This is a genomic window from Polaribacter porphyrae, from assembly GCF_002954685.1.
Taxonomy (GTDB): domain Bacteria; phylum Bacteroidota; class Bacteroidia; order Flavobacteriales; family Flavobacteriaceae; genus Polaribacter; species Polaribacter porphyrae.
In genome coordinates, this window is record NZ_MSCN01000001.1 from 1,182,714 (window position 1) to 1,204,919 (window position 22,206).

At 31.0% G+C, this 22,206-nt stretch carries 11 protein-coding genes; 3 read left to right on the forward strand and 8 right to left on the reverse strand.

What is annotated here, in order from left to right; all coding sequences use genetic code 11:
* Window positions 1–35: 35 nt before the first annotated feature.
* The 6 genes from yidD to BTO18_RS05480 all read right to left on the reverse strand — a co-directional run bounded on the left by yidD (window position 36) and on the right by BTO18_RS05480 (window position 6,412).
* Entirely contained in the window at window positions 36–347 is a 312-nt protein-coding gene (gene yidD / locus BTO18_RS05455; protein WP_105015257.1) for a membrane protein insertion efficiency factor YidD, read from the reverse strand.
* Between the two features lie 50 nt (window positions 348–397).
* Window positions 398–1,876: a cysteine--tRNA ligase gene (gene cysS / locus BTO18_RS05460; RefSeq protein WP_105015258.1), complete on the reverse strand. Its 1,479-nt coding sequence runs from the start codon at window positions 1,874–1,876 to the stop codon at window positions 398–400.
* Between the two features lie 96 nt (window positions 1,877–1,972).
* Window positions 1,973–3,325 carry a hypothetical protein gene (locus tag BTO18_RS05465; protein WP_105015259.1) on the reverse strand — a complete coding sequence of 451 codons (1,353 nt, stop codon included), beginning with the start codon at window positions 3,323–3,325 and terminating at the stop codon, window positions 1,973–1,975.
* Entirely contained in the window at window positions 3,306–3,869 is a 564-nt protein-coding gene (locus tag BTO18_RS05470; RefSeq protein ID WP_105015260.1) for a hypothetical protein, read from the reverse strand. The genes BTO18_RS05465 and BTO18_RS05470 overlap by 20 nt, the downstream gene beginning before the upstream one ends.
* Window positions 3,853–4,410 (reverse strand): RNA polymerase sigma factor, encoded by a 558-nt coding sequence (locus BTO18_RS05475; RefSeq protein WP_105015261.1) that lies wholly within the window; start codon window positions 4,408–4,410, stop codon window positions 3,853–3,855. The genes BTO18_RS05470 and BTO18_RS05475 overlap by 17 nt, the downstream gene beginning before the upstream one ends.
* 106 nt (window positions 4,411–4,516) lie before the next feature.
* On the reverse strand, window positions 4,517–6,412 hold the full coding sequence (locus tag BTO18_RS05480) for a tetratricopeptide repeat-containing sensor histidine kinase (protein WP_105015262.1): 1,896 nt from the start codon (window positions 6,410–6,412) through the stop codon (window positions 4,517–4,519).
* A gap of 102 nt (window positions 6,413–6,514) precedes the next feature.
* On the opposite strand from BTO18_RS05480, the gene meaB reads away from it, so the two are divergent.
* Both meaB and BTO18_RS05490 read left to right on the forward strand, forming a co-directional pair.
* A complete protein-coding gene (gene meaB / locus BTO18_RS05485; protein WP_105015263.1) occupies window positions 6,515–7,585 on the forward strand; it encodes a methylmalonyl Co-A mutase-associated GTPase MeaB in 1,071 nt (356 codons plus the stop codon).
* A 107-nt stretch (window positions 7,586–7,692) separates the two neighbouring features.
* Window positions 7,693–8,610 (forward strand): hypothetical protein, encoded by a 918-nt coding sequence (locus BTO18_RS05490; protein ID WP_170063233.1) that lies wholly within the window; start codon window positions 7,693–7,695, stop codon window positions 8,608–8,610.
* A gap of 155 nt (window positions 8,611–8,765) precedes the next feature.
* Here the strand turns inward: BTO18_RS05490 and recG are convergent, their stop codons facing one another.
* The gene (gene recG, locus BTO18_RS05495) at window positions 8,766–10,862 is read right to left on the reverse strand and encodes an ATP-dependent DNA helicase RecG (protein ID WP_105015265.1); all 2,097 of its coding nucleotides are present in this window, start codon (window positions 10,860–10,862) and stop codon (window positions 8,766–8,768) included.
* Between the two features lie 259 nt (window positions 10,863–11,121).
* Entirely contained in the window at window positions 11,122–20,484 is a 9,363-nt protein-coding gene (locus BTO18_RS05500; RefSeq protein WP_105015266.1) for an SdrD B-like domain-containing protein, read from the reverse strand.
* Between the two features lie 458 nt (window positions 20,485–20,942).
* Here BTO18_RS05500 and BTO18_RS05505 point away from each other — a divergent pair, with 458 nt between their 5' ends.
* The gene (locus BTO18_RS05505; protein ID WP_105015267.1) at window positions 20,943–22,154 is read left to right on the forward strand and encodes an RsmB/NOP family class I SAM-dependent RNA methyltransferase; all 1,212 of its coding nucleotides are present in this window, start codon (window positions 20,943–20,945) and stop codon (window positions 22,152–22,154) included.
* The last annotated feature ends 52 nt before the right edge of the window (window positions 22,155–22,206 follow it).

The window sequence follows — 22,206 nt, forward strand, 5'->3', positions numbered from 1 at the left end:
TATCTTAAAAGTTCTCGATACAATTTTTTCATATTTCAAAAACCACTCGAACTGACATTCTTAATTTTTTTTTTTTCTGGAACTGGATCATAACCACTACCTCCCCAAGGATGGCAACTAAAAATTCTTTTCAATGCTAACCAGCCTCCAGAAAATAAACCATGTTTTTGTAATGCCTCTATTGTGTAATGAGAACAAGTTGGATTATACCTACATGTTGCTGGCGTATATGGTGATATTGCTGTTTGATAAAAACGAACCAATAATATAAATGGATATGATAGAAATCCCCTGTTTCCCCAAAGGGGAGCAGAACGTGACTTTCTTATGTTATTATCATTACTCATTTATTTTCCATTATAGAACTCCTTCCCTTTGGGAAGGTTGGGATGGGCTATTAATTTATTGAAAAAGTTGTTCCTTCTCTGCCATCTTTTAATTGAATTCCTAGTTCTAATAACTGATCTCTAATTTGATCTGACAATGCCCAGTCTTTATTTTCTCTTGCTTCTTTTCTTAATTTAATTAGCAACTCTACTACTCCAGTAATCTTTTCAGAATTGTCTTGCAAATTTTCATTCATCAAACCTAAAATATCAAATACAAAAGCATTCATTGTGGTTTTAAATGTTGATAAATCTTCTAATGCTAAACTAGCTTTGTTTTCTCTAATTTGATTGATAACTTTAACAGCCTCAAATAAATGCGATATTAAAATTGGTGTATTAAAATCATCATTCATGGCATCATAACAATCTGATTTCCATTTTTCCACATCATAAGTAGAGATTTTCCCTGCTTCAATTTTAGTAAGATAGTCAACTGCATCCATCAACTTTGTATGTCCTTTTTCTGATGCTTCTAATGCTTCTCCTGAAAAATCTAATATACTTCTATAATTGGCTTGCATACAGAAAAAACGAATCACAGATGCAGAAAATGGTTTGGGTAAAATATTATTTTCTCCTGATAAAATTTCGTTTGGTAAAATAAAATTCCCTGTTGACTTTGCCATTTTCTGGCTATTCAACAACAACATATTGGTGTGCATCCAATAATTTACTGGTTTAACTCCAGAACACGTTTTAGATTGTGCTATTTCACATTCGTGATGAGGGAATTTTAAATCCATTCCACCTCCATGAATATCGAATTGTGTTCCTAAATATTTGGTACTCATTACAGAACACTCTAAATGCCACCCAGGAAAACCATCTGACCAAGGAGAAGGCCAACGCATAATGTGCCTTTCATCAGCTTTTTTCCAAAGTGCAAAATCTTGTGGGTTTTTCTTATCAGATTGCCCATCAAGAGTTCTGGTATTATGAATTAAGTCTTCTACTTTTCTACCAGATAAAATACCATAATTTTCTTTTTTATTGTATTCTAAAACATCAAAATAAACAGAGCCATTTACTTCATACCCAAAACCTTTTTGAATGATTTCTTTAATCATTTCTATTTGCTCAACAATATGACCTGTTGCAGTAGGCTCTATACTTGGTGGTAGAAAGTTGTAGTTTTTTAAAACATTGTGAAAATCAACTGTATATTTTTGAACCACCTCCATAGGTTCTATCTGCTCTAAACGTGCTTTTTTAGAAATTCTATCTTCGCCTTCATCTGCATCATTTTCTAAATGACCTGCATCTGTAATATTACGCACATAACGTACCTTATAGCCTAAATGTAAAAGATATCTATACACCACATCAAAGAACATAAATGTTCTTACATTTCCTAAATGTGCATTGCTATATACTGTTGGTCCACAAACATACATACCCACATATCCTTCTATTAAAGGCTTAAAATCCTCTTTAGATTTTGTAAGAGAATTGTATATTTTAAGTTGATTTTCTTTGTAGAGTTCCATTAAAAAAGTGACTAATTTACAGTGGATAAAGATAGGCACTTTAAGAAGAATAACGAAATGGAATTTGTTAGAAGTTTTACAAAAATTATTTGTAATTTATTTGATTACAATACTACTGTAGTCACCATTAATTTTTATCAAATTATTAGAAGCTAGTACTTTTTTTGACACACCTACTCTATTATTTTCAAGTTTTACTCTGTTTACATTGTATTTGTATTTACAAGCAACATCTCCTAAAAAAAGTTCTGCGTTAGATTGACTTAAATTTAAAATAAACTCTCCAAAATCAGATTTAAAACTTTTTATTGTTAATTCACCGAATTTATCAGTAAGATTTACATTTTCATTTATTCTTATAATCTTAACTCCTGAAGAATTATTAGATAATTTTGTATTTGTAACTGATGCTATTTTAGCATCAGTTACATTGTTTAAAAATAAAGTACAAGCATTTAAATCTTTAATTGTTACTGGCGAATAGTTGATTGTTAATTTTCCACCATTTAAGTTTTGAGCATCAAATGTGCCATAATTTACGTTACCATAAGCAACCGTATTTGGTAATTTTACTTTACAGTGACGTGTATTTAAATCGAAAGTTGCTCCTTTTGGTACTTTAATTTCTATTCTTTTTTTAATTTTTACTTTTTTGCCATCAATTTTTAAATCATCAGAATCTGAATGAAAATTGAAATTCATACTCTTTAAAACTTCTTTAGCTTTTGCCAACCCTTTTCTTATTTCTTCTGTATCTACTTCTTTAATTTCAACTCTAGCTTTTTTAAAAGCTTTTTTCATTTTTTCTTTAGATTTAGCGAACTCTTTTCTCATTTTTTCCTTATCAAACCTCATTTTTGTTTTAAGTTCTTTATACTCTTTAGTCTTTTTAAAAGCTTCCCACTCTTCTTTTGAATTTATTTCAATATCATGATCATCATCTTTCCACATAAATTCATATTTCCCATTTTTCTCCATATTTTCATCTAATTCTTCCAAATCAAAATCAAAGTCAAAATCAAAGTCAAAATCCATATTTGGTAATACAATAGCTTCTATATTAGACATGTCTATATCTGGAATATTAAAATCAAAGTCCATATTATCAAAAATTACAAAGTTGTTTTTAAAACTAGAGGATTTATTTCCTTTCGATAAAATTTCTACTCTTTTTTTATTGCCTAATGCTTCGAATTCCCAGTTTTTAAAGTATTTTTCTGCCAATTCTTTATCCACGCCTTCTATTTCTATATAAGCGTTTACTTGTACTTCATTTTTATTCCAAGTGGTTACATCTATATCTGTGTTAGATGCATTTATCTGCACCTCTACATCTTTGTTTGTTGTAAAGTTTTCAGAGAACTTTTTATCAAATTTTTGTGCATAAACTGTTGCTAAAAAACAGATTGCTACTAATGTGATAATTTGTTTATATGATTTGTGTTTCATTTGTTTGTGTGTTTAAATTTTTAAGTTGTTTTAATTGTTTTTTCAAACGTTTTAACAGCTGTAAGCGTAATTGTAAATTACGTATTAATGCATCTATTGTTGCATCATTAACCCCTTTTGTATTGAGCTCTTTGGTTAATGATTTGTATTCTTTTGTTAATTCTGTTATTTTTAATAAATAACCATCAACTAATTCTTTGTTTTCATCATTTAAATCTAACTGACTGATTTCTATATTTATACTATTTACATAATAGTTTTCTATCGTTTGAAATTCTGGAGAAATTGTACCTAAAGTAAGTTTTGTTGGTTCATTTACTTTAGGAGTATCATCAACAGTATTAACTGGATAAAATTTTATAGCTAAACTAATTAATAGAACTATTGATGCTGCTACAGATAACCATTTAAAATTGTATTTTTTTTGTTTTGGCTGATGTAGTTCTTGCTGTAATAAATTTTCAAATTTTGTGGAATGATTTGTAGATAATTCTACATGTTCTTCTTTATAATTTTTTAATTGCTCTTTAATATCCTGCTGCATAACTCGTATTTTTTAATTGTTCTTTTAATAACCTTTTACCTCTTAATAAATGCGTTCTAGATGTATTTTCTGTAATGTTTAATACTTTAGATATTTCTTGATGGTCATAACCTTCTAATAAATATAAGGTTAGCACTAATCTGTATTTATCTTTTAAATTTTTAATTACTCTAATAATTTCATCTACATTAATTGAAGCTGCTACTTGCCAATCATCATCATTTTCCTTTTTATAAACCTCTTCATTAATAGAAACTAATTCTAATTTATTCTTCTTTAATTGATCTATACTTTGGTTAACAACAATGCGTTTTAGCCATGCTCCAAAAGGGACTTCATTCTTATAAGAGTCAATCTTTTTAAAAGCTTTTATAAATGCTTCTTGCATTACATCTTCAGCAATAAAACGATCTTTAACATATCTAAACGCAACATTAAGCATGGCACTACAATACAAATTGTACAATTTCATTTGTGCTTTTGCATCATTTTTTTTGCATTGATCTATTATTGGTTGATGTAATTGTTTGGTTGGTTTCATTACTACATTCTTATCTTATAGACGAATGATATTTCTCTGTGTTGCAAAATGAATAAAATTTTATCTTTTTTATCTTAAAAATCTTTAAAAATAAAAAATCCTCTTTTTAAAGAGGAATTATAATTGTTGCAGAAGTACCTGATTTTGAGCTTGGTTTATAATTAATAGTTCCATTAATCATATCAATTCTACTTTTAATATTTAAGACACCATGCCCTTTTTTATTATCGTTATTCATACCTACTCCATTGTCTTCAACCAGTAGAATTAATTTATTTTCTTGTTTATATAACAATACATTTACTTCTGTTGCTTTTGAATGTTTTACAATATTAGTTACCAATTCTTGTGCAACTCTGTATAAACTAATTTCTATTCGTTCGTCAAAACGCTCGTTAATTTCAAAATACTCAAATTTATGATGGATGTCAGAATAATTGAATGTGCTTTTTAATAAATCGGCTATTGCTTCAATTAAACCACTTTCTAGCAATGTTCTAGGCATCATTTGATGCGATATATTTCTAATCTCATCAGCAGATTTAGAGCAATTATTATAAATTTTATCTAAAGCTTCTTTTTGATTTTTATCTTTTTCGTTGTCTCTTACATGATTAATTGCCATTTTTAATGCGGCCATTTCTTGCCCTATACCATCGTGTAAATCTTTACTAATTTTTTTACGTTCATCTTCAGAAGCTTTTAAAACAGCTTCAAAACCTTTTTCTTTTTCTTCTAAAATTGCTTGTTGTAAAGCCTGTTTTTGTTTTGCCTTATTTCTATTATAGAATAGTAAACCTACTAGTATTAGAAAACCCAACCCAGCAACTAGTAATAATTGAGTTGTTCTTTGTGATGCTATTGTAGTTTTTTGAGTTTGTAATTCTAATTTTTGTTCAGTGATTTGTTTTTCTTTTTCGGCTGTTTCATATTTAACTTCTAAACTCGATATTTTATTAAGGTTATTTTCATTAAGAATAGAATCTTTGTAAACACTTTTTAGTTTAAAATAAGCTAAAGCTTTTTTGGGATTATTTCTTCTAGTTTCTAACTCATACAAATAACTGTAATTATCCACTAACATCAATTTATCTTTTAAGCCTTTAAATAAAGTCAAACTCTCATTTAAAATTTTATTAGATTTATTAAATTGATTCATATTGTACAACGCTTCTCCAATATTCATTTTTGCGATACCAATAGTAACTTTATCTTGGTATTCTTGTGCTAATCTTAAAGATTTTTTATAATAATTAATAGCTTTATTAAAATTACCTTTATAAAAATATATAGCACCAATATTAGAATACACTATGGCAATACCTTCTTGATGCTTTGTTTTGTTAATTAACTTTTCCGTTTTTATATAAAATTTTAAAGACTCATCTAGTTTGCCAAACTTTAAAAGCATATTCCCTTTTTCTAGATAAACAGAATACAAAACATCATTATTCAAGTTTTTACTTTCTGCTATTTCTACAGAGTTATTAATCACTTTTAAAGCTTCTTTATATTTTTTTAATTTCCAATAATTTTGCCCAATCATTAAATTTGCAATAACACCTGTTACAGTATCTTTATTTTGATAAGATAAATCTCTAGCTTTAAAGAAATAATCCATTGATACATCAAAATCTCCTAAATTTTTATAAATAACTCCTAATCTCTGATTAGCTTTAGCTTTTAATAAAAGGTTATTGATATTTTCTCCAATTTTTAACGCTTTAAATTGCTGTTCTTTAGCTTTATCATATTCTCCTTTTTGTTGATAATAAACGCCTAAAACAGAATGGTATCTAGAGAGCCAAACAGAATCTTTAGGTTTAAGTATTTTTTTTATTTCTTCAATATAAAACTTCATTGAATCTAATTGTGAATATTGATTTTCAGTAATTTTTTCATGCAAAAGTTCAAGTTTTTTATTGTAAGATTCTTGGGCATCTACATCAAAAAAAAATGAAAAAAGAATACAAAGAAATAAAGATGAGTATCTGGTTTTCATAGGTCTAGTTGAATTGGTTAATTTTTACATATAAATATAGATTTTATTTTTAAAAAACAGAAATTTTTACTTTTTGAATACAAAAGGTTATTTTTACAGCTAATGGATATTAATAAAAAATCAGCTTTACAAGAAAAAGACGGAGTTTCAAAGCCTGAAACAACAAGTTCATTCAGTGCAGAAATTATCAAAAAAAATAGAACTAAAAGAAATTCTACTGAAGAATTTATTGCAAAAATTATAGCTGGTAATATTACCTTTTTAAGCAAAGCTATTACTTTAGTAGAAAGTACAAATAGTAAGCATCAAGAAAAAGCTAATAAAATTTTAGAGGCTTGTTTACCTTTTGCAAATAAATCTATAAGAATAGGAATTACAGGTGTTCCTGGAGTTGGAAAAAGCACGTTTATTGAAGCTTTTGGAAAACATTTAACTGCTCAAGGAAAAAAAGTAGCAGTTTTAGCTGTTGACCCAAGTAGTTCTGTAAATAAAGGTTCTATTTTAGGCGATAAAACTAGAATGGAACAACTGGTTACTGATAAAAATGCTTTTATTAGACCCTCTCCTTCTGGAACTTCTTTAGGTGGTGTTGCTCAAAAAACTCGTGAAAGTATTATTTTATGTGAAGCTGCTGGTTTCGATACTATTCTAATTGAAACAGTTGGTGTTGGGCAATCAGAAACTTTGGTACATTCTATGGTTGATTTCTTTTTATTATTAAAGTTAGCAGGAGCTGGTGATGAATTACAAGGCATAAAACGTGGCATTATAGAAATGGCTGATGCAATTGTTATTAATAAAGCTGATGGTGAGAATGAGAAAAATGCAAAAATTGCCAAAGTTGAATTTAATAGAGCTTTACATTTGTATCCTTTAAAAGAAAGTAACTGGCAACCAAAAGTTTTGACTGCAAGTGCATTACATCATTTTAATATTGATAAAATTGATGCAATGATTAATAGATATTTTAATTTGACTAAAGAAAATAACTATTTTAACCAAAAAAGAAATGAGCAAAATAAGTTTTGGTTATTGTCTACAATAGAACAACAATTAAAGGACAATTTTTATCAAAATCCTAAAATAAAAATTGCGTTACAAGAAGAGATTTTGAATTTAAAAAATAAAAAAACTACTCCTTTCAATGCTGCTAAACGCTTGCTGAATTTATAGTTTAGCTTGCTTCTAAACTTAAAAAAATATAACTTCGCTAACTTTGAATTTAAGTCATTAAAACGACGTATATTCGAATGTACGTTGGCAGTAAATTAAAAAAAACTATGAATATATTTTTAAGTTGGTCAGGAGAACAGAGTAAAAAAGTAGCTGAATTATTAAAAATTTGGCTTCCATCTGTAATACAATCATTAAAACCATTTTATTCTTCGACTGATATTGAGAAAGGAAAACGCTGGGATAATGAACTATCAAAAAAACTGAATGAAACAGAATTTGGAATAATAATTTTAACAGAAGAAAACAGAACTGCTCCTTGGATTATGTTTGAAGCTGGAGCTTTGGCAAAAAATATTGAAACAGGGAGAGTTTGTACATTTTTATTTGACATAAAAGACACAGATGTAATTGGACCTCTTTCTTCTTTTCAAAATACGAAATCAACAAAAAAAGATATTTTAAAGTTATTAGAAGATATAAACGAAACAATCGGAACGAATAAAATATCGAAAGAAGTACTTGTTAGAGTTTTTGAGAAAATGTGGCCAGATTTAGAAAATGAATTGAAAAAAATTCTTGATTCAAAAAAAGATAAGAGTAAAGAGGAACTTCGCCCAGAGAGAGAATTAATTGAAGAATCACTTCGTATTTTGAGAAATATGCATTTTAGACACACAGTCTTTTCATCAGATGATTTCGAATTTGACAGACACGATAAAGTGATATTTGATAAAAAGACAGAAGCTATAATTTTTTATAGTGGAGAAAATGAAAATTATTGGATTGGACTTGACCAACTAAAAGACACAGCTGAAATAATCGATTTTATATTTCAAGTATCTGCAAAAGGCTGGTGTAAATCAAAACATATAAAGGAATTTGTTGATTGTTTAAACGAAGTTTCCGATTTATATTTTAATACTTCTGCACAAGGAGTAATTTGCCCTTTTGGTTCATTTATGAAAATCAATTGGAATAAAAAGGAAAAGAAAAAATTAATATTAAAAGAAGTTTCAGAATAAAATCTACTGCCACCACCGTATATAAATTATTGCTGGCTTCTTGCCTACTTGCGAAAGTCCTCGCGGACTTTCTTTGTCCGTAATTATTTACTAAATTAGTTGCTTGAAACACGCAACAAACCATATACAAACACGTTAGCGAAACATCAAAAAAACTAACTAATATTACTCCAAATTTTAGAAGATTTACTCATTTTAGTAAAAGCTTTATTTATGGGTAAGTTTTCTTTCTTTGAAAGATTTGGATCATCCTGTAAAATGTCAATGGCAGTATTTCTCGCTGATACCAAAATTTGAGAATCTTTAACAACATCAGCAATTTTAAGATTTAAAACACCACTTTGTTGTGTACCCATTATATTTCCTGGTCCACGTAATTTTAAATCTACTTCTGCAATTTTAAACCCATCTGAAGTTTCAACCATTGTTTTTAAACGTGTTTTAGCTTCTGCTGATAATTTAAAACTAGATAATAAAATACAATAGCTTTGATCTGCTCCTCTACCAACTCTTCCTCTTAATTGATGTAATTGCGATAAGCCAAAACGCTCTGAACTTTCAATAATCATGACACTTGCATTCGGTACATTTACACCAACTTCAATAACGGTTGTAGCCACCATAATTTGAGTTTCACCTCTAACAAAACGTTGCATTTCGTATTCTTTATCAGCAGGTTTCATTTTTCCATGAACAATACTTATTTGATATTTTGGAGCTAGGAATTCACGAGAAATACTTTCATAACCATCCATCAAATCTTTATAATCCATGGCTTCAGATTCTTGAATTAATGGGTAAACAACATATACTTGTCTTCCTTTAGCAATTTCATCTTTTAGAAACTTAAAAACAGACAACCTGTTGCTATCAAAACGATGAACTGTTTTTACTTCCTTTCTTCCTGGAGGCAATTCATCAATCATAGAAATATCTAAATCACCATAAACAGACATTGCCAATGTTCTAGGGATTGGTGTTGCTGTCATTACTAAAATATGTGGAGGCATCTCATTTTTCATCCAAAGTTTTGAGCGTTGAGCGACTCCAAATCTGTGTTGTTCATCTATAATTGCAATTCCTAAATTTCTGTATTTTACTTTGTCTTCTAACAAAGCATGTGTACCTACTAAAATATGTAAAGAGCCATCTTCTAAATTTGCGTGTATTTCTCTACGTTTTTTAGTTTTTACAGAACCTGTTAAAATATCTACCTTAATATTTAGTCCTTGTAGTAATTCTGAAACTGCAACATAATGTTGATTTGCTAAAATTTCTGTTGGTGCCATTATTGTGGCTTGAAATCCGTTATCAATGGCTAATAACATTGTTAATAGAGCTACAATTGTTTTTCCTGAACCTACATCACCTTGTAAAAGTCTATTCATATGCGCACCTGAAGCTACATCTTTTCGAATTTCTTTCAATACTCTTTTTTGAGCATTTGTCAACTCAAAAGGTAGATTCTTGTTATAAAAATTATTGAAATTATCTCCAACATTTTTAAATACAAATCCTTTTATTTTGTTTTTATTAATGAGTTTCTTCCTAACTAATTGCAATTGAATAAAAAATAATTCTTCAAATTTTAAGCGATATTGAGCTTTTGCTAAATTCTCTTGACTTTTAGGAAAGTGAACATTTAGCAATGCATCTCGTTTGTGCATTAAAGTAAAATCGTCAATAATCTGATATGATAAACTTTCTTGAATTCCATCATAAAATTGTTGTAATAAATTCTGAATATAAGCTCGCATCAACTTATTTGAAATACCTGAATTGGTTAGTTTTTCTGTTGATGGATAAACAGGCTGCATTTTAGTTTGCAACTTTTTTTTGTATTCAGAAACCAGTTCCATTTCTGGGTGTGGAATACTAAAAAAACCATTATAATGATTTAGCTTTCCATAGACTACATAAGGTGTATTAATTTTTAACGAATCCTTAATCCATTTTTGTCCTCTAAACCATACTAATTCCATACTTCCAGAAGCATCTTGAAAAGTAGCAACTAAACGACTTCCCCTTTTTTGAGCAATTGATTTCACATTTGTAATTTTTCCTACAATCTGCACTTCAGAAGAATTAAGTTGTAAGTCTTTAATTCTATAAAAATTTGTTCTATCTATATATCTAAAAGGGAAAAAATTGAGTAAATCGTTACATGTTTTTATACCCAATTCTGTGTATAGCAAAGTTGCTCTTTGTACACTAATTCCTTTGACGTATGTAATTGGGTAATCTAGATTCACTTCTAAATGATATTATTAACGAAAATACATAAATCATTAGAAATAATAGTTTTGTTTTTTCCATATAAAAAGAGCTGACATTGTCAGCTCTTTTGGTCTTCAATAGCATTAATTAATACCCCTAAAAATTATTTAAACTATTGAATATTGTTCATCAAAAAATCTATTTTAAAACTACTGCCTTAAATAATTACTTACTTAAAGCAGGTAGTTTGTTTAAATAAATCCCCCAATTTATTTACCTTTTATTATAAAACTACTATCTAAATATCATTTTAGTTGTTCCATAATCATGTTTTTCACTTGTTATTTGTAATAGCATTACTCCTGGTTTTACATTAAAGTTCAAATCTAATTCATTCTTACCTACGCTTAATTCAGCTGGTACTCTGTAAATTACTTTACCTGTAATATCTGTTAAGGTAATTGTTGCTTTACTAGCTTCTTTACTAAATAATTGTAACTTTACATTTCCTTGAGATGGATTTGGATAAGCGATAAACTCATTCTCAAACTTCTCTACTTTACCTATTACATATTCATCTATAGCAGTTTTGGTAAACTTCACATCAGACACTTTAAAGTCTAATTCTTTAGTTTGAGCTTCTACTGGTAAAAATGTAAAAGTTAATGTAGTTAAATCATCAGCAATTATTGTTCCTTTGTTCCCTACAGATGTAAAGATTTCAAAAGGAATGTAATAAGTACGTTCCTCGTCTTTAATATCTACCATTACTCTGTATTGCTCTTTCCAATCTTCTATCGATGATTTTATTAGACCTAACTCCATTAATCCAGAACCTTTGGCTGTAAATGATAAGTATTTATATTCTGAATAATCCGCAGATATTGTACCTGGTAATAATGATTTGTATAAGGTTAAATAATCATAATCACTTGTAGCTTTTACTTCAGCACTTCTATTGATTGTATATTCATCATCTTTGTACTCTCTATCAAAGTTGTTCCAAACAAAATACTTTTTAACTTCAGTATATCTCTTATCATAATCTAGACCCCAGTTACCATCTGCATGATAAAAAGCATCATTAACTTGATCATCTACTTTTATAAGTGCATCATACTCATAACCATCAGCAATATCTAGCCTTAAACTTTGTTGTATTTCTGTACTTAAAGTATTATTTCTAAACTTTATGTTATTTGCTGTTTCAGAATACAACTCTACCATAGAAACATTAGCAGTATTACCTACTTCTGTACTTCTTAATTTTACGATTAACTCTCCTTTTTCTCTATAAATTTTAGAAGCATAAGTTTCTGGGAATTTCTGTACTTCTTTTTGTTGTACAGGTATAAAAGAATTTAGGTTCTCTAAAATATCAGTGACCATTTTTTGAGTATCTGATGGATTTGTAGACCATACTTGGAAATTATATACATCATTAAACTTGATATAATCGTTTACATACCAGTTTGTTTGAATTGTATAATTACCATCGTTATTGTTTTTTGCTGTTGCAAAAGAAACTGCATATTCTATAACCCCACTTCTTTGCTTTATTCCTTGCATTAAGAAATTATAGTCTCCTATTTTTATTTTTTGGATATTTAAAATCTCTGCACCTCTTAATCTATCACAAGATGCTTTGGTGTGGTTATATACTTTATCTGTAGTTTTAATTCCTAATACAACTCCTTTGGTTTCTCCATTAATAGAAAAATCAACAGAAAGTACTTCATCTGCAATGGTATAGTCTAAAATATCTGTTGGTGAAGTTACATTAGCTACGTTTCCTGCATATAATTCTTCAGGAAACATATCTAATAAGGTTTGCCCTTTACCTTGATAAGGTTGCTCACGCTTTAATTTAGATTTGTTGTATAAATTCTCATTAGATTTAACAAAGTTGGTTGGTACTGAATTCTTCTTTCTACCTACATAGATTTTAGAAATAGCATCTCCTAAAGATTCAGATTCTATTCCACCACCATTTCCTCCACCAGTATTACCAGAAGGTACTACCCATGCAAAGTCTTGGTCTAAATTAATTTCGCCTGTACCAAGTTGAACAAAACTCTTACTTGGACTTCCTAATCCGTCAGCATCATAGATTTGAACTAAATCTAATGGTGTTTTTCCGGCTGGTAAGCCTCCTGTAACAGTAGTTACATCTACAGTTACGATGTAATCTCCAGCTGGTAAATTTGTAAATAAATAATTCCCATTCGCATCAGTTGTAGTAGTAATATCATCACTTGGATCACTTGGTGTACCTGGGTCTAATGTTACTGTTGCACCTTCTAATCCTGGCTCTCCTGCATCTATAATACCATCTCCATCTGTGTCATACCATACTGTATCACCAATTACGCCATCTATTGCAAACGGTGTTGGAGTTGGAGTATTCTCATCAGGATTGTCATCATTATCACTTCCATCTGGATCTAATCCGTCTGTTGAATCGTCTGTTGGAGTTGCTCCTTGAGGTGAAGTTCCTTCTGCAGTTGCTGTATTATCTACATTTGTTGTTATTCCTGGAGTTACTGTAAATGTAATACTTACAGAACCACTTGCTCCTACTGCTAAACTTTGACCACCATCTAAAATATTACTTGAATTTGTTCCATTCCAACCTGCATTGGCTGTTAAGGTACCATCTGTTGCTGCAAATCCTGTTGCACTCATTCCTGAAAATTGGGTCACAACATCATCATAAATCATCACATTAGCTAATGGTATATCTCCAAAGTTTTCTACATTCAATAAATAGGTAATAGTGTGCGTACCATCATTATTATTTACAATACTGGTTACATTTTTAGATATTCCTATTGATGGATTTTCTGCAAATGGTGTAGTTGTTAGTTCATTTTCATCTGGTGTATCATCTCCATCTGTTCCATCTGGATCTGTCCCATCAGTAGAATCATCATTAACTGTTGTTCCTTGAGGAGAATCTCCTGTTACATAAACTGCGTTATCTATACTTGGTGTTGCTCCTGGAGTTACTGTTAAGCTAATACTTACTGTTCCTGTTGCTCCTGATGCTAGAGTTTGACCAGTTGCCAAAATATTATTTGTTGCTGCTCCAGTCCAACTGCCATTAGCTGTTAATGTTCCTGAAGTAGCTGTTAAGCTTGTTGGTGTCATTCCATTAAATCTTGATGGAATATCATCTGTGAGTATCAGATTTGATAAAGGTACATCTCCAAAATTCTCTATGGTTAACAAATACGTTACAGTATAAGTTGCATCATTATTATTTACAACACTTGTTAATTCTTTTGCTACACCTATTGATGGATTCTCTGCAAAAGGTGTTGGTGTTGGTGTATTTTCATCTGGTGTGTCATCTCCATCAGTTCCATCTGGATCAATACCATCAGTAGAATCATCAGTAGGTACTGCTCCAAGAGGAGAGGTTCCTTCTGCAGTTGCTGTATTATTTACATTTGTTGTAGTTCCTGGAGTTATAGTAAATGTGACATTTATTGTCCCATTTGCTCCTACTGCTAAACTTTGTCCTCCTGATAAAATGTTACTTCCTGCTGTTCCATTCCAAGCACCATTGGCTGTTAATGTTCCTGTTGTAGCTGTGAAACCTGTAGGACTCATTCCTGCAAATTGTGTTACTATATCATCAAAAATCTTAACATCTGATAAAGCTACGTTTCCAAAGTTCTCTACTGTTAATAAATAGGTAACTGTGTATGTACCATCAGTATTATTTACAACACTTGTTGCATCTTTTGATAATCCTATAGATGGGTTTTCTAATGATAAAGTACCTGAACTCGTTTCTTCTGAACATACGTTATCTGAATGTGTCAAAACTACAAAGTATTCGTTACCATCTAAACCAGTAGCATCACTAATCATTAAATTAGCTGTATTTGTTCCTGAATATACACCTGCGTCTGATAACAATACACCTCCACTACTTGGATCTCCTAAATACCATTTGTATTCAATTCCTGAATTCGCATTTCCAGCTGTACCATAAATTGGCGAACCAGCACTGTAACTTGTTGCAGATTCTGCAGAAGCTACTACACTAAATGTAGCTGATTGACCTGCAAGTGCTGATTGATTAGATACTGGTGTGGTAATATTCATTTGATGAGCTACAGTTTCATTACCATTAGCACCATTATAACCATTAGTCCCTCCAGTTACTAAACCGCTTGCATCAAAACCAGATCCATCCAAAACACCATCATTATTAGCATCTATACCTCCAGATTCAACAACATCTAAACAACCATCTCCATCAGAGTCTGGGTCTAAATTATCTGAAATGCCATCATCATCTGTGTCTAAATCACAATTTGTATTGTATCCATAGATAGAACCTATTGCATAAGTTGGCCCATTTAGTACTTGTCCTATTTCAATAGTATTTGAAGCATTCCAAGTTACTGGATTAACTGTTAAACCATTAGTTAAAATCATTGGTTCTAATGGTCCGTTTAACGTTTTTGAGCCGAAAAATTGAACATCTCCATTAGGGTAAACAATTAATCTAATTAAAGGTGTAGCTGCATTTGCAGTACCCAAAGCCCAAATTTGAGAGATTCCACCTGCTCCATGTCTTGTTCCGTCTGCAAATTGAATAGTCTGTGGTATAGGACTAAATGCACTTGCCAGTTCTATTTCGTTAGAAAATAAAGGTGCTCCATTTACAGTAACATTAAAACTATTATCTAATCTAGTAATATCTAAACCAAAACCATTAGATGCTGTATTTAAACTTGCTGTATGTGTACTATTGTTAATATTAAAATTAGATACAACTGCTGTTTTGTTAAAACAACCTTCATTTATATCTAAAATACCATCGTTATCATCATCTAAATCACAAATATTATTAATACCATCTGCATCTGGATCATTTGCTGTTACAACACCAACTGTAGCACCAAGCGTACAAGGATTTCCATAATAACCAAAATCTTGAGCTGTATTATCTTCGCCTACTCCTAATGTAATTGAACTAGTATTTGCTGTTCCAGTTCCATCTGAATCATAAGTTTGTACCAATTCTCCAACTGTTACTCCCATTGGTAGACCTCCTGTAACAGTACTTACATCTACACTTATTGTATAATTACCTACTGGTAAGTTAGGGAAGTTATATTCACCATTGGCATCTGTTGTAATTGTTACATCATCTGCAGGGTTTCCTGGAGTTCCTGGATCTAAAGTAACTGTCGCTCCTTCTAACCCTAATTCGCCCATATCCTTTACTCCATTTCCATTTGTATCATACCACACTGTGTCTCCTATGCTACCTAATGGTGGAAATGGTGTTGGAGTTGGAGTATTCTCATCAGGATTGTCATCATTATCACTTCCATCTGGATCTAATCCGTCTGTTGAATCGTCTGTTGGAGTTGCTCCTTGAGGTGAAGTTCCTTCTGCAGTTGCTGTATTATCTACATTTGTTGTTATTCCAGGAGTTACTGTAAATGTAATACTTACAGAACCACTTGCTCCTACTGCTAAACTTTGACCTGATGATAAAATATTAATTGTTGAAGTTCCATTCCAACCTGCATTGGCTGTTAAGGTACCATCTGTTGCTGCAAATCCTGTTGCACTCATTCCCGAAAATTGGGTCACAACATCATCATAAATCATCACATTGGCCAATGGTACATCTCCAAAATTCTCAACATTTAGTAAATAGGTTACTGTATGTGTACCATCATTATTATTTACAATACTTGTTACATTTTTAGATATTCCTATTGATGGATTTTCTGCAAATGGTGTAGTTGTTAGTTCATTTTCATCTGGTGTATCATCTCCATCTGTTCCATCTGGATCATTACCATCAGTAGAATCATCGTTAACTGTTGTTCCTTGAGGAGAATCTCCTGTTACATAAACTGCGTTATCTATACTTGGTGTTGCTCCTGGAGTTACTGTTAAGCTAATACTTACTGTTCCTGTTGCTCCTGATGCTAGAGTTTGACCAGTTGCCAAAATATTATTTGTTGCTGCTCCAGTCCAACTGCCATTAGCTGTTAATGTTCCTGAAGTAGCTGTTAAGCTTGTTGGTGTCATTCCATTAAATCTTGATGGAATATCATCTGTGAGTATCAGATTTGATAAAGGTACATCTCCAAAATTCTCTATGGTTAACAAATATGTTACTGTGTAAGTTGCATCATTATTATTTACAACACTTGTTAATTCTTTTGCTACACCAATTGATGGATTCTCTGCAAAAGGTGTTGGTGTTGGTGTATTTTCATCTGGTGTGTTATCTCCATCAGTTCCATCTGGATCAATACCATCAGTGGAATCATCTGTTGGTGTTGCACCTCCAGGAGATGTTCCTTCTACAGTAGCAGTATTGTCAATATCTGTAGTTGTACCTGGAGTTACTGTAAAGCTGATACTTACAGAACCACTCGTACCAACAGCTAAACTTTGTCCTGCATTTAAAATATTACTTGCAGCTGTGCCATTCCAACCTGCATTTGCTGTTAATGTTCCATTAGTAGCAGTATATCCAGTAGGACTTAAACCTGAAAACTGTGTAACAACATCATCGAAAATCTTGATATCTGATAATGCTACATCTCCAAAGTTCTCTACTGTTAATAAATAGGTAACTGTATAAGTACCATCTGTATTATTTACTACGCTGGTTACGTCTTTAGAAATTCCAATTAAAGGATTTTCGACCGTAAGTTGAGCAGAAGCAATTTCTTCTAAACATACTTTATCTAGGTGAGTTAACTTTACGAAGTATTGATTTCCATCTAATCCAGTTACATCATTAACCATTAGATTAGCAGTATTAGTGCCAGAATAAACTCCTGTGTCAGTCAATAAAGTTCCTCCACCATTAGGATCTCCTAAATACCATTGATAAACAATTCTTGCTGATGCGTTTCCTGGAGAACCATAAACTGGACTTCCTGCAATATAATTTGTAGCCATTTCAGCAGAACCTACAACACTAAAAGTTGCTGATTGCCCAATTGTAGCTGTTTGATTTGATGGTGGAGTAGTAATTGACATTTGATGTGCAATGGTTTCTTTACCTTCTGTACCATTGTAACCTCCTGTACCACCAGTAACTAATCCGTCTGCATCAAAACCAGTTCCGTCTAAAATACCGTCCATATTTGCATCTACACCACCTGACTCTTCTACATCTAAACAACCATCACCATCAGAATCTAAATCTTCAGAATTTGGGATACCATCGCCATCTGTATCAAGACAAACTTGATTACCTGTTAAATCTACATTTAAAACTTTTGCTCCATCATTGGTTCCTGAAGCAGGACCATTAGAAAAAACTGAAGCTGTTAAACCATTTCTTAATTCTAATAAATAAATGACACCAGAACTGTTATTTCCTAAATATATTTTTCCATCTAAAGTACTATACACAGCACCATAAGTTCCTGACGGCAAATTAGTTACAGAACCCACTACACTAGAAACTTCGTTTGTTGTATCAAATTTGATTAAATTATTAACACCATTTGTAACTCCGTAGAAATTACCATCTGCAGCATTGTATCCAATATCAGAAACATTTAAACCAGCAGCTGAAAAAGAAGCTACTTGTGCCTTATAAGTTGCTGATGCAGGGTCTGCATCAATTACTAAAACTGTAGAAGATGTTGTAACTACATATTGCTTTTTTATTGGGTCGTAAGCACCAGAATAAGCAGATGTACTTATTGGTAAGGTTTCTACTATATTGAATGTACTTGGGTCTATTAGAACTACTCTATTTGCATTTCTATTTACAGCCCAGAATAAACCATCAGCTTCATTAGTAGCGACTGCATTTGCTTGAAAAGTTAAATTTGCGTGTATAGAAGATGCACCTGTTGTTAAATTTACCAAATATACTGTTGATGGATTGCCTTGAAATAAGTAACCCATATTTGCATTGGGAAAAGTAGAAACCGCATTTCCACATCCTTCATCTGTGTCTAAAATACCATCATTATCGTCATCCAAATCACATGTATTATTAATACCATCTGCATCAGGATCGTTTGCTGTTACTACACCAACTGTTGCTCCAATTGTACAACGAGAAGAGTAGCCAAAGTCTTGATCAACATTATCTTCATCAGTTGCTAAAGAAATATTGCTTCTACTTACACTTGCAGTACCATCATTATCGTAAGTTGGGACTAAATCACTAATAGTAACATTGGCTGGAAGCCCACCTGTAACTGTGCTAACATCAACACTAACTGTGTAGTTGCCTGCTGGTAAATTATTGAAAGAATAATTACCATTTGCATCTGTAGTTGTTGTTACATCATCAGCTGCATTTCCAGGTGTTCCTGGATCTAAAGTAACTGTTGCTCCTTCTAAACCACTCTCGCTTCCATTTTTTACTTCATTCCCATCTGCATCATACCATACTGTATCGCCTATTGAGCCAAGTGTATCTACAATTCCAAAATTGACATTAGTTTCTAAAACCATGGCTACAGAAACAGAAATTTCTCCATCAACATTGCCATCGTTTCCTACTCCAATTCCTTGATTTTCTCCAATATTTATCCAATTAGCTGGTAAATTAGAGTTTAAACTCCCTGCAGGACTTGTATGTAGCACAACAGTATATATTGTATTTGGGTCTACACTATCAAAGAATTGATAAGTACCATCACTATTAATTGCAACTGTATCTATAATATTATTAGAACCATCTATTAAACTTGCATACAATTGAGTTCCTCCTGGTGTTGAAATACCAGTACCATCAACTGTACTGTCATTAAGTTTGTCTGTATCATTAAAAACATTACCAATTATACCTGGCACTAATGGATTTATTGGATTATCATCGAATGTATTGTCTGAAAGACCATAAAATTTTACATCTGCATCACCATTATTATCAATTCTAAAGCCATAAATAGGTTGTGCCGAATTAAATAAACTAATATCTATGACAGAAAAATATTGTGGTTGAGATGCTGATCTACCAGCTGAACCATAACCAATATTCCAGTCATATTTTTTATTACCATCTGGAGAAGTTGGTCCATTTTGAAAACCAAAACGCAATTCTCTAGCAGTTACAATAGGATTACCATTAATATCTAAAGGAACAATTTTAAAAAATGTATTTCCATCTCTTTCACTTACTACTAAAAAGTCATCATTTTGTAATGCTCTAGACCAATAAATATCAAAATCTGGCCCTGCAGGAATATTTGATGCACCATCATAGAATAAATAATTTAATGCATTTCTGTTATCAACCATATTTTGCATAGCATCTTCCCAAGCAGGTACTCCATTACTAACCAAAGTCTCTACACCTTCATTATAAACTCCAACACCTGTTGCTGCATTAGTAAAATTATTATTTGTTACAAATGCTCCTGCTGCATTAAAGAAGCTTAAAGTTTTAGTTGTACCACCATGATCAACTTTTGCATATTGCATGTTAACAGGCAAAGTAGTTTGTCTTGATGCTGGTGCAGAAGCAGAACCATAACCATTTGTTTGTGTTATAATACTACCATTAAATTCGATTTGTACTTCAGTTATTTTTACATTGTCTGTTCCTAGAACAACATCATACATTGTTTGGGAGAAGCTAAAACTCGAAACAAGTAAAATAGTAATGAGAATGTAGTGTAATTTTGTTTTCATATTTAAAGGTATATCTCTAATTTGTGTAATTCTATCAGCTTGTAAATTTCAGAAATTATTAAATTCAAGAAATTATTTTTCGATGAAATGATTTAAATTATCGTTTAAAGATTAGCTAAAACGTTAAGTGGAGAGGGGTCTACTAGGGTTTCAAAAATCTATTATTATTTATTTTAAATTAAACTTTTAGGGGAATAACTCGTAAATAAGGGGAATAAATTTTAATAAACATTGCAAATATACATATTTTTTCACAAATGTAGTCTTACTCTAATCATATTAACATTTTTCATTGATTAGATATTAATTATATCATTTTGAACTATTAAGTTATAGGAAACATTCTTATCAAAAAAGTCACAATGAGATTAAAAAATATTTAAACTTTTAAAAACTTTAAGCTTTAAATTATCTTAACTGTCTATATTTAGTACTTTTGTAATTCTTTAAAATAAAAAATGAGATTACACAGAAATTTAACTTTTGCAGTAATAGATAGCATTAGAGATATATTTAATGAAGGAGTTTATGCTGACAAAGCAGTTGAAAAAGCTTTGAAACGAGATAAAAGATGGGGAGCAAGAGATCGTAAATTTGTTGCAGAAACTATTTATGAAATTACTAGATGGAATAGATTATATGCTGAAATTGCTGAAGTTAAAACACCTTACAAAAGAGATGATATTTGGCGTGTTTTTTCTGTTTGGTGTATATTAAGAGGTATTGCTTTACCAGATTGGAATCAAATAGGTGACGTGCCTGTAAGAAGAATTAAAGGTCGTTTTGATGAACTCTCAAAAATTAGAAAATACAGAGAATCTATTCCTGATTGGATGGATAATTTAGGCGTTTCTGAATTAGGTGAGGCTTTATGGACAAAAGAAATCGCTGCTCAAAACCAACAAGCGAATGTTATTTTAAGAACAAATACATTAAACATTAGTAAAGAATTTCTTCAAAAAAAATTACGTTCAGAAAATGTAATTACTAAAATGTTACCTAATCACCCAGATGCATTGATTCTAGAAGAAAGAGCGAATGTATTTAAAACAGAAGCATTTCATAATGGTTATTTCGAAGTTCAAGATGCATCTTCTCAATTAGTTGCTGCCTATTTAGACGTAGAGCCAGGAATGAAAGTAGTAGATACTTGTGCAGGAGCAGGAGGAAAAACACTTCATTTAAGTGCTTTAATGCAAAATAAAGGTCAAATTATAGCTATGGATATTTACGAAAGTAAATTAAAAAAATTAAAAGTAAGAGCAAGAAGAAATAAAGCACATAATATAGATATGCGAGTTATTGATTCTACAAAACCTATAAAAAAATTGTATAATAAAGCAGATAGAGTTTTAATTGATGCCCCATGTTCTGGATTGGGTGTAATGAGAAGAAACCCTGACTCTAAATGGAAATTACAACCAGAGTTTATAGAAAATATTAAAAAAGTACAACAAGAAGTTTTACAAAGCTATTCTAAAATGGTTAAATCTGGTGGAAAAATGGTCTATGCAACTTGCTCAATATTACCGTCAGAAAATCAAGAACAAGTTGATAATTTTTTAACATCAGATTCAGGAAAAGAGTTTACTTTTGTAAAAGATAAAAAAGTGCTGGCTCATACTTCTGGTTTCGACGGATTTTATATGGCTCTTTTAGAAAAGAAATAATCGATTTCAAAAATTAATTGCAAGAAAAAGAATTGTTTTTTTAACAATAAAG